The organism is Tabrizicola sp. M-4, assembly GCF_051132405.1.
In the GTDB taxonomy this organism is placed as follows: Bacteria; Pseudomonadota; Alphaproteobacteria; order Rhodobacterales; family Rhodobacteraceae; genus Paragemmobacter.
In genome coordinates, this window is record NZ_CP128606.1 from 2110402 (window position 1) to 2122083 (window position 11682).

At 64.1% G+C, this 11682-nt stretch carries 12 protein-coding genes; 3 read left to right on the top strand and 9 right to left on the bottom strand.

The window, feature by feature from the left end; genetic code table 11:
• Positions 1-6 precede the first annotated feature (6 nt).
• Both TabM4_RS10235 and TabM4_RS10240 read left to right on the top strand, forming a co-directional pair.
• On the top strand, positions 7-1008 hold the full coding sequence (locus TabM4_RS10235) for a Fe(3+) ABC transporter substrate-binding protein (protein WP_434622024.1): 1002 nt from the start codon (positions 7-9) through the stop codon (positions 1006-1008).
• Between the two features lie 147 nt (positions 1009-1155).
• Positions 1156-2100 (top strand): nucleoside hydrolase, encoded by a 945-nt coding sequence (locus TabM4_RS10240; RefSeq protein ID WP_434611956.1) that lies wholly within the window; start codon positions 1156-1158, stop codon positions 2098-2100.
• Between the two features lie 24 nt (positions 2101-2124).
• On the opposite strand, the gene phoB is transcribed toward TabM4_RS10240, so the two are convergent.
• The 7 genes from phoB to TabM4_RS10275 all read right to left on the bottom strand — a co-directional run bounded on the left by phoB (position 2125) and on the right by TabM4_RS10275 (position 9373).
• Positions 2125-2811, bottom strand: a complete 687-nt coding sequence (gene phoB, locus TabM4_RS10245) for a phosphate regulon transcriptional regulator PhoB (RefSeq protein WP_434611957.1) — start codon at positions 2809-2811, stop codon at positions 2125-2127.
• The gene (phoU, locus tag TabM4_RS10250; RefSeq protein ID WP_434611959.1) at positions 2808-3515 is read right to left on the bottom strand and encodes a phosphate signaling complex protein PhoU; all 708 of its coding nucleotides are present in this window, start codon (positions 3513-3515) and stop codon (positions 2808-2810) included. Before phoU ends, phoB begins: the two co-directional genes overlap by 4 nt.
• Before the next feature lie 11 nt (positions 3516-3526).
• A complete protein-coding gene (pstB, locus tag TabM4_RS10255; RefSeq protein ID WP_434611960.1) occupies positions 3527-4321 on the bottom strand; it encodes a phosphate ABC transporter ATP-binding protein PstB in 795 nt (264 codons plus the stop codon).
• A 12-nt stretch (positions 4322-4333) separates the two neighbouring features.
• Positions 4334-5683, bottom strand: a complete 1350-nt coding sequence (pstA, locus tag TabM4_RS10260) for a phosphate ABC transporter permease PstA (RefSeq protein ID WP_434611961.1) — start codon at positions 5681-5683, stop codon at positions 4334-4336.
• Complete coding sequence (gene pstC / locus TabM4_RS10265) at positions 5680-7140, bottom strand: phosphate ABC transporter permease subunit PstC (RefSeq protein ID WP_434622026.1); 1461 nt, start codon at positions 7138-7140, stop codon at positions 5680-5682. The genes pstA and pstC overlap by 4 nt, the downstream gene beginning before the upstream one ends.
• Before the next feature lie 25 nt (positions 7141-7165).
• Positions 7166-8212 (bottom strand): PstS family phosphate ABC transporter substrate-binding protein, encoded by a 1047-nt coding sequence (locus TabM4_RS10270; protein ID WP_434611962.1) that lies wholly within the window; start codon positions 8210-8212, stop codon positions 7166-7168.
• Positions 8213-8350: 138 nt separating this feature from the next.
• Positions 8351-9373, bottom strand: coding sequence for an ATP-binding protein (locus TabM4_RS10275; RefSeq protein ID WP_434611963.1), 1023 nt, complete (start codon positions 9371-9373; stop codon positions 8351-8353).
• A 111-nt stretch (positions 9374-9484) separates the two neighbouring features.
• Here TabM4_RS10275 and TabM4_RS10280 point away from each other — a divergent pair, with 111 nt between their 5' ends.
• Positions 9485-9889, top strand: coding sequence for a hypothetical protein (locus tag TabM4_RS10280; RefSeq protein ID WP_434611965.1), 405 nt, complete (start codon positions 9485-9487; stop codon positions 9887-9889).
• A 6-nt stretch (positions 9890-9895) separates the two neighbouring features.
• Here TabM4_RS10280 and iolB read toward each other — a convergent pair whose 3' ends face one another.
• Positions 9896-10711, bottom strand: coding sequence for a 5-deoxy-glucuronate isomerase (iolB, locus tag TabM4_RS10285; protein ID WP_434611966.1), 816 nt, complete (start codon positions 10709-10711; stop codon positions 9896-9898).
• 68 nt (positions 10712-10779) lie between these two features.
• Entirely contained in the window at positions 10780-11676 is an 897-nt protein-coding gene (iolE, locus tag TabM4_RS10290; protein ID WP_434611968.1) for a myo-inosose-2 dehydratase, read from the bottom strand.
• Between the last annotated feature and the right edge of the window lie 6 nt (positions 11677-11682).

Below are 11682 nucleotides of genomic sequence, written 5' to 3' on the forward strand. Positions count from 1 at the left end.
ATGACGATGCGCCTTTCCCTTCTGGCCCTCGCCTGTGCCTCCACCGCACTTCCCGCCCTTGCGGATGAAATCAACGTCTATTCCCATCGCCAGCCCGAACTGATCCAGCCGCTGGTCGATGCCTTCACCGCCGAAACCGGCATCACGGTCAATGTGGCCTTCGTCGACAAAGGCATGGCCGAACGCCTCGTCGCCGAAGGCGACCGCTCGCCCGCCGACCTCGTCCTCACCGTCGATATCGCGCGCCTGACGCAAGTCGTCGAAGCAGGCGTGACACAGCCGGTACAATCCGACGTGCTGGAGGCGAACATCCCCGCCACGCTGCGCGATGCCGATGACCATTGGTTCGGCCTGACCAGCCGCGCCCGCATCGTCTATGCCAGCAAGGACCGCGTGGCCGAAGGCGAAGTGACCACCTATGAAGATCTGGCCGATCCGAAATGGAAAGGCCGCATCTGCATCCGCTCCGGCACCAATGACTACAACGTGGCCCTCACCGCCGCCGTCATCGCCCATCACGGCCCCGAAGCCGCAAAGGCTTGGCTCGAAGGCGTGAAGGCCAACCTCGCGCGCAAGCCCGACGGCGGCGACCGCGATCAGGTCAAGGCCATCGCCGCGGGGGAATGCGACATCGCCATCGGCAACACCTACTATATCGGCCAGATGCTGAACGACCCGGAACAGAAGGAAGCGGCCGAAGCCGTGCGGATCGTCTTCCCGACCTTCGAAGGCGACGGCACTCACCTGAACGTGTCGGGCGTCGCCATGACGAAGGCCGCCCCGAACCGCGAGAACGCCCTGAAGTTCATGGAATGGCTTTCCTCGGACGAGGCACAGCGCATCTATGCCGAAACCAACCACGAATACCCCGTGAAGCCGGGCGTCGCGCGCTCTGCGCTCGTGCAAAGCTGGGGCGAGTTCACGCAGGACTCGATCCCGCTGACCGACGTGGCGAAGCTGCGCCCCGATGCGCTGAAGCTGATCGAGGAAGTCAATTTCGACGGCTAATGCTGCGGTCAACGCGAACCTTCGGTGAGGGGCTTCCGGCAGGAGGCCCCTTTCACTTTGACCATCTGGACAAAAAGTCACAGTTGCGGTTACCTGCCGGCGATAAGACTTAAGTCGCATTGAACGGAACAAGGGGCATTTTCGGGCATGGCACAGGCACGCAAGATCATCATCGACACCGATCCGGGGCAGGATGATGCCGTGGCCATCCTCCTCGCCCTTGCCAGCCCGGAAGAGATCGAGGTGCTCGGCATCACCGCCGTCGCCGGGAATGTGCCCCTGCCGCTGACCCAGAAGAATGCCCGCATCATCTGCGAACTCGCGGGCAAACCGAATGTGCGCGTCTTCGCAGGGTGCGACCGCCCCATGCGGCGCAAGCTCGTGACGGCAGAGCATGTCCATGGCAAGACTGGCCTCGATGGCCCCCAAATGTCCGACCCGGTCATGCCGCTGGAAGAGGAGCATGCCGTTGATTTCATCATCGAAACCCTGCGCCGCGAGCCGGCGCATACGGTGACACTCTGTCCGCTCGGCCCCCTTACGAACATCGCCACCGCCTTCGAAAAGGCCCCCGATATCGTGGGGCGCGTGCAGCAGATCGTCCTGATGGGCGGGGCCTATTTCGAAGTTGGCAACATCACCCCCGCCGCCGAATTCAACATCTATGTCGACCCGGAAGCCGCGGCCATCGTCTTTGCCTCCGGAGTGCCGCTGGTCGTCATGCCGCTGGATGTCACCCACAAGGCCCTGACCACGCGCGCACGGGTGGAGGCCTTCCGCGCCATAGGCAACGAAGCCGGCCGCATGGTCGCCGAATGGACCGATTTCTTCGAACGCTTCGACATGCAAAAATACGGCAGCGAAGGTGCCCCCCTGCACGATCCCTGCGTGATCGCCTATCTTCTGCGCCCGGACCTCTTCACCGGTCGCCACACCAATGTGGAAATCGAAACCCAGTCCGAGTTGACGCTGGGGATGACAGTGGCGGATTGGTGGGGCGTGACGAAGCGTCCCGCAAATGCACTGTTCATCGGCGGCATCGATGCTGACGGGTTCTACGCCCTGCTCACCGAACGCATCGCCCGGCTTTGACCGCGCGGCGGGGTGAACCCCGCCCTACCCCAGCGCATAGCCCGAACCGCGCACCGTGCGGATCGGGTCCTCGCCCCCCGCCTCGGTCAGGGCCTTGCGCAGACGGCCCACATGCACATCCACGGTCCGCGTTTCCACATAGATGTCGCGGCCCCAGACCCGATCCAGCAGCGCCTCGCGGGTGAAGACGCGCCCCGGCCTTTCCATGAAACAGGCCAGAAGGCGGAACTCCGTCGGCCCCAACCGCACCTCGCCGGTCGCGCGCTGCACGCGATGCGTTTCCGTGTCCAGCCGGATATCGCCATGTTCCAGCACAAGACCCACCGTCGCAGGCCGCACCCGGCGCAACTGCACCCGCACCCGCGCCATCAACTCCACCATGGAATAGGGCTTCACCACGTAATCATCTGCCCCCGTCTCCAACCCCCGCACGCGATCCACCTCCTCGCCACGGGCCGAGATCATCACGACCGGGATCCCGCGCGTCTCGGGCCGCATCTTCAGACGACGGCAAAGTTCGATCCCCGAAAGCTCCGGCAGCATCCAATCCAGCAGGATCACATCGGGCGCCGCTTCCGCGACCATCACCTCGGCCTCGGCCCCGGTCGTGGCCTGCAAGACTTCAAACCCTTCGGCGGCAAGGTTGTAGGCCAGAACCTCGCGCTGCGCGGGCTCATCCTCCACCAGCAGAACCGAAGGGCGCACCGTCATGCGGAGGGACCGGCCAGCGTGCTGTCGACCTTGGGCCGCGCGTCGCCCGGCAATTGCCCCGTGACCAGATAGATCACCTGCTCGGCCACCGCCGTGGCATGGTCGCCCACCCGTTCGATGTTCTTGGCGATGAAATGCAGATGCATCGCTGGGGTGATGTTGCGCGGGTCTTCCATCATATGGGTCAGCAATTCGCGGAACAGCGCGTTGTACATCTGATCCACCTCGTGGTCGCGCTGGCGCACATCCTCGGCCAGCACGGCATCGCGGGCGATATAGGCATCCAGCGCATCCTTCAAAAGCAGCGTCACCTGTTTCGCCATTCGCCGGATCGACCCGGTGGAACCCGGCAGCGCCGTCATCTGCGCAAGAACCATCGACCGCTTGGCAAGGTTCTTGGCGTAATCGCCACAGCGTTCCAGATTGGCCGCGATCTTCATCACCGTCAGGACCGTCCGCAGGTCCGATGCCGCAGGCGCCCGGATGGCGATCACCCGCGCGCATTCCGCGTTGATCTGTTCTTCCAGCGCATCGATGGCCTTATCGCCCGCCCGCACGCGCTGTGCCACCTCTTCGTCGCGCGTCTCCAGCGCCTCGGCGGCATCGAGTATCGCGGCCTCCACCAGACCGCCCATGCGCATGACCAGCGCCTGAATGGATTCGAGATCGCGGTCGAAGGCGGAAAGAATATGGGATTGGGACATGTCTCTCTCCGTCAGCCGATACGGCCGGTGATATAGGCTTCGGTGCGCGGGTCGTTGGGGTTGGTGAAGATATGGCCCGTCTCGCCATACTCCACCAAATGGCCAAGGTGGAAGAACGCCGTGCGCTGGCTGACCCGTGCCGCCTGCTGCATCGAATGCGTCACGATCACCACGGAAAACTGCGCCCGCAATTCATCGATCAGCTCTTCCACCTGCGCCGTGGCGATGGGGTCCAGCGCCGAACAGGGTTCATCCATCAGCAGCACCTCGGGCGACGTCGCCACCGCACGCGCGATGCACAGCCGCTGCTGCTGCCCGCCCGAAAGCCCCGTGCCCGGTGCCGTAAGCCGGTCCTTCACCTCATTCCAGAGCGCCGCCTTGCGCAGCGACCGCTCCACGATCTCATCCAGTTCCGCCTTGCCCCGCGCCAGACCATGAATCTTCGGCCCATAGGCCACATTGTCATAGATCGACTTGGGAAAGGGGTTCGGCTTCTGGAACACCATTCCCACCTTGGCGCGCAACTGAACCGGATCGACGCGCGGATCATAGATATCCTGCCCGTCCATCTCGATCCGCCCTGTCACGCGGGCGCTCGCCACGGTGTCGTTCATCCTGTTCAGACAGCGCAGGAAGGTCGACTTGCCGCATCCCGACGGCCCGATGAAGGCCGTCACGGTCTTGTCGAGGATATCGACATCGACATCCTTCAACGCATGGTTCGTCCCGTAATGGACCTGCACGCCCCGGGCGGTGATCTTGGCGGTCTCTGTCACGACTCTCTCCGTCAGACGCATGTCATTCATGGCAGGCTCTCCTTACCAGCGCCGTTCGAACCGGCGGCGCAGGATGATGGCGACGGCATTCATGACCAGAAGAAAGGCCAGAAGCACGAGGATGGCACCCGAGGCACGTTCCGCAAAGGCCGGATCGGCACGCTGGGTCCAGCTATAGACCTGCACCGGCAGGGCCGAGGCAGGGTCAAAGAACCCGGAGGGCGGCGCATCCGGGAAATCCCGCACAAAAGCCACCATCCCGATCAGCAGAAGTGGCGCGGATTCCCCAAGCGCCCGCGCAAGGCCAAGGATCGTCCCCGTCAGGATGCCGGGCATGGCAAGCGGCAGCACATGGTGGAAGATCGTCTGCATGCGGCTTGCCCCAACCCCAAGCGCCGCGTCGCGGATCGAAGGCGGCACCGCCTTCAGGCTGGCCCGCGTCGCGATGATGATCGTGGGCAGCGTCATCAGGGTCAGCACAAGCCCGCCCACGATGGGCGCCGATTGCGGCAGCCCCGCGATGTTGATGAACAGGGCCAGCGCAAGGATCCCGTAGACGATGGCCGGCACCGCCGCGAGATTGGCGATGTTGATCTCGACAATGTCCGTCCAGCGGTTCTTGGGGGCCAGTTCCTCAAGATAGATCGACGCCGCCACACCTACGGGCAAGGAAAGCACCAGCACCACGATCATCATGTAGGCCGATCCAAGGATCGCCACGCCCAGACCCGCCGCCTCGGGCCGCAGTTCCGAAGCATCAGGACGCGTCAGGAACCCCCAGTTCATCCGTGTGTCGATCAACCCGGCCGCCTGCATCCCATCGGCCAGTTTCAACTGCTTGGGGCTGATACTCGCGTCGCGGACAGCCGTCTCCAGCGTCACCCGGCCCTTGAAATAGCCATCCACCCGCGAGGCCGCGTAGACCGGGAAATCCACCCGCTGCCCGATCAGCGAGGGATCGGCCAGCACCGCATCCCGCAGGTCGGCCGGTGCCTCCTTGGACAAGAGCGCCATGATCTCCTTCGGGCGCAGTTCGCCCGTGTCGACACCGCGCTCGGCCAGTGCGGCGATCAGCGCCTCCTGCATCACCGCGCCATAGCCCAGCGTCGTGACCGCCTTCATCTCCTCGGGGTCACGGTTGCCCGCCCTGTCCAGAACGTCCGCATCCAGCGTCACCGGCAGGATCACATAGGTCTGGCGAAAGGCCGAAAGCCCGTTGCCCAGCACCGAAGACACCAGCACCAAGAGCGCCACGAGGCCCAGGCCCACGGCCGACAGACCCAGCAACCGGAACCGCCGTTCCGACGCATTCCTCCGGCGCGTTCGCTCATCCGGAGCGATGAGCGATGCCCCGCCCCTCGGCGCATCCTGCGAAGCGATGGAAGAGGTCATTCGTACTGCTCCCGGTATTTGCGCACGATGGTCAGGGCAAGGACATTCAGCCCGAGCGTGAAGACGAACAATGTCAGGCCAAGCGCAAAGGCGACCAAAGTCTCGGCGCTGGCGAATTCGGTATCGCCGGTCAACTGGCTCACGATCTTCACGGTCACTGTCGTCATCGCCTCGAAGGGGTTCAGCGACAGTTGCGCCGCGGCCCCCGCCCCCAGCACCACGATCATCGTCTCGCCGATGGCGCGACTTGCGGCCATCAGGATAGCCCCCACGATGCCCGGCAATGCCGCTGGAAAGACCACCTGACGGATCGTCTCGGATTGCGTCGCCCCAAGCCCATAGGACCCATCTCGCAAGGCCTGCGGCACAGCGTTGATGATGTCATCCGACAGGGACGAAACATAGGGGATCAGCATGATCCCCATCACCACCCCCGCCGTCATCACCGAAGACGCGCTGTCACCCAACCCCATCGGCTGCGCGAACCAGTCGCGCAGGAAGGGCCCCACCGTCATCAACGCAAAAAGCCCGTAGACGATGGATGGGATGCCAGCCAGTACCTCGATCGCGGGCTTTGCCACCGACCGCAGCGCCGGGCTTGCATATTCCGAAAGATAGATCGCCGCCATCAGGCCGACCGGCACCGCAACCAGAAGCGCGATGAAGGAAACATAGAGCGTGCCCCAAAGCAGCGGCCACAGGCCAAGCGACGACCCCCCGCCAAATCTCGGCGACCAGGTCAGCGATAGGAAGAAGTCCCGCGCCGGGTAAAGCTGGAAGAAATGCCAGCTTTCGAACACCAGCGAGAAAATGATCCCCACCGTCGTCAGGATTGCGATGGAGGATGCCCCAATCAGCATCGCCTGCACAAAACGCTCCACCACGTTGCGCGCACGGAAGGCCGGCGCCACTCGCCACAGCGACAGAAGGAACCCAGCCACCGCCAGCGCCAGCACAGCCACCGACATCACCCCCTGCCCCAGTGCCATCTCCGCGCGCCAGCGGCTTGCGGCCTCGGCCACCTGCTGCTGGATCGGGGCCGCGAGGGCCACGCCCGCTGCTGCCAGCCGTTCCTTCAGAACATCCGGTTGCGGCACCAGCGCGGCCAACTCGCCCTCGCTCATGGCGCGCCCGGCGACAAGCAGTTCCATCCCCTCGGCGATGCGCCGCACATCCGCCATCACCAGATCGCGCGACGACCCGTCCGCAATATCCGCAGGCAGGATTAGTGCGGTGATGTTGCGTTCCACCACCACGGGCTGCACGACCAGCCAGACCACCATAAGAAGAAGGGCAGGCACCACGGCGAACAGCGCCACCATCTGCCCATAATAATGCGGAAGCGAGTGGAGGCCCCGCGCATCGCCACGCGAAAGCGCAAGCGCCCGCGCCCGGCCCGCGACAAAGCCCACAACACCAAGCCCTGCCAGCAGCAGAAGAAGAAATCCGGGGGTCATCATGCGTTCCTGTTCTGCGATCCGGTCACTGGCTCAGGGGTTCCATCGGCTGCTCCGCCGCGATCATCGCCTGCGTCTCGTGCAACAGCGGGTCCGACACCAGCCCGTAATCCGCCAGCGGCCCATCCGGCCCGGCCACCTCATCCGACAGGAAGAAGGCGATGTATTCGCGCAGACCCGGGATCACCCCCAGATGCGCCAGCTTCACATAGAAATAGAGCGGGCGCGAAACCGGATAGGTGCCGCTCGCGATGCTTTCGACCGATGGGGTGACACCGTCGAAATCGTATACTCGCAGACGATCCGCATTGGACTGATAGAAAGACAGGCCGAAAACACCGATCCCAATTGGATTTGCCTGCACCCGCGCCAGCGTCTCGGTATAGTCGCCGTCGATATCGACGGCGACACCATCCGTCCGCAGGGTCAGACAGCCGCTCTCGGCTGCCTCTTCCTTCGCCGCCTCATCCCCCTCGGCCGCATCGGCGAAAAGGTCGAAAGCCCCGGTCGCCTTGCAGCCGGCCAGCAGGACATTGTGATCGAACACTTCGCGCGTGCCATGCTTGGTGCCGGGGATATAGGCCGCGATCTCCTGCGACGGCAGACTTGGGTCGACCTCCGACCAGTCGCGCAGCCGGTTCGGAACCAGCTTCCCATCTTCCACGATCTGCGCTCCCAGCGCGCGATACCACTCCGCCGCGCCAAAGACGAAATCGGGCTGCTCGCGCAGGGCGGCAAAGACGATCCCGTCATAGCCGAAGCGCACTTCCATCACCCCCGTCACACCGTTGCTGGCGCAGAGGTCCAGATCCGACTGCTTGATCCGGCTGGAGGAATTGGCGATGTCGATCGTCCCCTCGCCAAGCCCCTCGCACAGTTTCTTGCGCCCCGCGCCGGACCCGCCGCCTTCGACTACCGGGGTGCGGAATTCGAAGTTCTCGCCAAAGAGTTCCGCCACGATGGTGGCATAGGGCAGGACCGTGGACGAACCCGAAATCTGTATGTTCTCGCGCGCCGCCACCGGGAGCGCGGCCAGCATCATCGCCACCGTCAGGATCGTTTTGTCACTCATCCGGTATTCCCACGTGCCATTACGAGTACGCACGCCCCCCGGGCCGCGCGCAGGCCTTTTGCAACGGCTTTGTAACGGTTCCATGACAATTCAGCGAAGCCGATGGGGCAAGAGAGGTGCGCCACTGGCTTTCCGGCCTCAGATTTCCGGCAATATCACGCTGAAAACACTACCTTTTCCGCGTTCGCTCTCGATCCGCATGCGTCCCCTGTGGCGCTGGATGATATGTTTTACGATGGCCAATCCCAGCCCAGTGCCGCCCTGTTCACGCGACCGATGACCATCGACCCGATAGAATCGCTCCGTTAGGCGGGGGATATGCACCGCATCGATTCCCTCTCCCCGGTCGATGACGTCCAGTCGAATACCCGGCCCGCGCGGCATCTGCTCGCGGGCCAGATGCAGCGTCACCACGCCCCCGGACCCACCATATTTCACGGCGTTCTCGATCAGGTTCACCAGAACCTGCGTGATCTGATCCGCATCCCCCGGAAACGGCAGCGGCCCCGTCTCTCCCGTGATTTCCACCCGCACCCCAGCCCCTTCCGCCAAGGGCCGCAGCGTCGCCACCGCCCCTGCCAGCAGGGCCTGCAGATCGACCCGCTCCGTGGGGCGGACGCGCTCTTCCGCCTCGACACGGCTCAGTTGCAGCAGGTCACCGATCAGGCGGTTCATCCGTCCCGCCTCGCTCTCCATGATCGCAAGAAACCGCGCCCGCGCCGCCGGGTCGTCCTTCGCCGCCCCCTTCAGCGTCTCGATGAACCCCAGAAGCGCCGTCAGGGGCGTGCGCAACTCATGGCTCACATTCGCCACGAAATCCCGCCGCATCAGCCCCATCTGCTCGGCCTCCGTCACGTCCTCGAATGTCAGAAGCGCATGCCCATCACCCGCAGGCGCCACCGTCACGCGATAGGTGATGTCCTGTGACGGGCCGGGGATCACATGTCGCGCGGTCCCCGTCCTCCCTTCGGAAAGAGCTGCGGCAATCGCCGCCTGCAACCCCGGTTGGCGCAGCGAAAGCAGATGGTGCCGTCCCTCGATCCCCGCCCCGAACAGCGCGACTGCCGCCGGATTCGCCGCAGCGATGCGCTCATCCGGGCCGATGGCGATCACCGGCAAAGGTATGGCTGCCACGATTGTCCGCATCAATTCCCCATCCATGCCACGCTCCCGCCCCCTTCGCCCCTAATAGCACGGTCAAGGCCCATCGCCAGCATCCGGGACGCGCCCCTTGGCCCGCTCCCCACTGACGAATCATGACGGAGAGGACGCATGCAGACCGGAGGACAGCCACAGGCACCCGAAAGGGAACGGCCCGCGCGCCCGACGGCCTCCCGACGCCGCGCGCCCCGCTCGGAACCCGCGACCGAGACAGAGCAGGACCGCGGCCTCGCACTGGCCTTGGGTTTCGAAACCCTCCCGCCCGACTCCATCGCCGTCGCAGGCCCCGACGCTATCGACGCCGCACTCCTGAAATCCTTGAAACCTGAGCGTGTCCTCTGCCCGCTCTTCACGGCCGAATTCGACGCCCTTCTCGTCGCCACGCATCTGCGCAAACTCGACTTCGCTGGAACCCTCGTCGTGGTCGCACCGGATCTGCCCAATCCGCGCATGGTGGAACGGGAATTGCGCAACCAGTCCGGCGGGTTGACGGTGAAGGTCGTGGTCAAACCCTGACCGCGCTCAGGCCTGCGGGTTGTCCCGGCGGTAGATCCAGTCATGATCCGGATCGTTCTGGAACCGCCAGTTCCGGCGCGGACCAGCCATGACGTTCAAATAATACATGTCATAGCCATAGGGCGCACCGCAGGGATGATGCCCTTTCGGCACCAGCGTGACGTCATGGTCCTTCACGGCCATAGTCACATCCAGACTGCCATCCTCGGTATAGACCCGCTGGATGCCAAATCCCTGCGCCGGGTTCAGCCGCATGTAATAGGTCTCCTCCAGATAGGTCATCCGGGGGAAATCGTCCTCGTCATGCCGATGGCTTGGATAGGAGGACCAGTTGCCCTGCGGCGTGAAGACCTCCGTCACCAGCAGGCTATCGGCCACATCCCGCGCCTCCATGGCAATATTGTTGATATAGCGCGTATTCGCCCCCGTCCCGCGCGGGGTCAATTCGATCCCCTCCGGCCCCAGCCGCCGCACGGGATGATTGCCCATCCCAGGCGCGGTACAAACCGCCAGCACGCAATCCGTCGTCGCGACCGCCGCCCAGTCGGACCCGTTCGGAACGTAAAGGCAATGTGGCGGCGTGCGTTCGAAGACGCTCATCCGCTCGCCCATCTCGCCGAAGTCCTGCGCGCCCGCCGTGATGCGTGCCTTGCCCTCGACCAGCACAAGGATCGCTTCCCGCTCCCCCGTCGCCTCTGCCGCGCTCTGCCCTGCCGCCAAACGATAAAGGCCAAAGCCGACATAGCCCCAGCCTGCGCTTTCGGGCGTGATGTCATGGACCTTACCAGTCGTTCCGACAGGTTTCCTCAGAAGATCGGCCATGCCCTTCACCCGTTCCTAAATATCCCACGGGGGTCCGGGGGTGTGAAACCCCCGGTCCCACCGGCTTGTCAAATGAGACCGGCTTCCCGCGAAAGCCGCTTCAGCGTTGCCAGACCCAGCGTCTGATAGAGCAGCGGGTTGCGCACATCCGGGTTCTGTTCCGCCTCGATCACGATCCAACCGTCATACTTCGCCCCGGCCAGCAGCTTCAGCAACGGGCCGAAGTCGATCCCGCCCTCCTGATCGCCGGGAACAGTGAAGGCGCCCTCGACCACGCCCTTCAGGAAGGACCAACCCTCCTTGCGCACCTTCTCGACCACGGCGGGACGGATGTTCTTGGCATGGAAGTGTCGCACCCGCCCGATATGCTTCGTCAACACCGCCACCGGATCGCCGCCGCCGAAGGCGCAATGGCCCGCGTCGAAGAGCAAATGCGTATGCGGCCCCGTCGCCGCCATAAAGGCGTCGATGTCTGCGGGACTTTCAACGATGGTCCCCATGTGATGGTGATAGACCAGCGTCACGCCCTGCCCGGCCAGATAGGCGGCGAAAGCTTCCAGTTTCGCACCGAACTCCGCCATTTCACTCGCCGAAAGCGTCGGGCGTTCGTTCACCGCGCGGCTCGCGTCGCCATGAATGGCGTTCGATGTCTCGCAGACGATCATCACCTTGCAGCCATTGTGCTTCAGCTTGGCCAGATGGTGCTGACAGGCGGCGATCTCGTCTTCCACCGACCGGACCAGAAGCTTGGTCGAATACCAGCCCGAGATGAACTTCAGCCCGTAAGAACCTAGCAGCGCGCGCATTTCCTCCGGATCGTCCGGCCAGCGGTGGCCGTTCTCGATCCCGTCGAAACCGATCTGGCGACCGGCCTCGTCGAGGATGCGGGTGGTGGGGATATCGGCGCCGATGCTGCGGTCGTCGTCATTGGCCCAGGCGATGGGATTGGTTCCGAAAAGGATCATATGTTT

Excerpts from the sequence above, each read along its gene's own strand:
- TabM4_RS10235 (WP_434622024.1), top strand. The coding sequence starts at position 7 with ATGCGCCTTTCCCTTCTGGCCCTCGCCTGTGCCTCCACCGCACTTCCC.
- TabM4_RS10240 (WP_434611956.1), top strand. The coding sequence starts at position 1,156 with ATGGCACAGGCACGCAAGATCATCATCGACACCGATCCGGGGCAGGAT.
- phoB (WP_434611957.1), bottom strand. The coding sequence starts at position 2,811 with ATGACGGTGCGCCCTTCGGTTCTGCTGGTGGAGGATGAGCCCGCGCAG.
- phoU (WP_434611959.1), bottom strand. The coding sequence starts at position 3,515 with ATGTCCCAATCCCATATTCTTTCCGCCTTCGACCGCGATCTCGAATCC.
- pstB (WP_434611960.1), bottom strand. The coding sequence starts at position 4,321 with ATGAATGACATGCGTCTGACGGAGAGAGTCGTGACAGAGACCGCCAAG.
- pstA (WP_434611961.1), bottom strand. The coding sequence starts at position 5,683 with ATGACCTCTTCCATCGCTTCGCAGGATGCGCCGAGGGGCGGGGCATCG.
- pstC (WP_434622026.1), bottom strand. The coding sequence starts at position 7,140 with ATGACCCCCGGATTTCTTCTTCTGCTGCTGGCAGGGCTTGGTGTTGTG.
- TabM4_RS10270 (WP_434611962.1), bottom strand. The coding sequence starts at position 8,212 with ATGAGTGACAAAACGATCCTGACGGTGGCGATGATGCTGGCCGCGCTC.
- TabM4_RS10275 (WP_434611963.1), bottom strand. The coding sequence starts at position 9,373 with ATGGATGGGGAATTGATGCGGACAATCGTGGCAGCCATACCTTTGCCG.
- TabM4_RS10280 (WP_434611965.1), top strand. The coding sequence starts at position 9,485 with ATGCAGACCGGAGGACAGCCACAGGCACCCGAAAGGGAACGGCCCGCG.
- iolB (WP_434611966.1), bottom strand. The coding sequence starts at position 10,711 with ATGGCCGATCTTCTGAGGAAACCTGTCGGAACGACTGGTAAGGTCCAT.
- iolE (WP_434611968.1), bottom strand. The coding sequence starts at position 11,676 with ATGATCCTTTTCGGAACCAATCCCATCGCCTGGGCCAATGACGACGAC.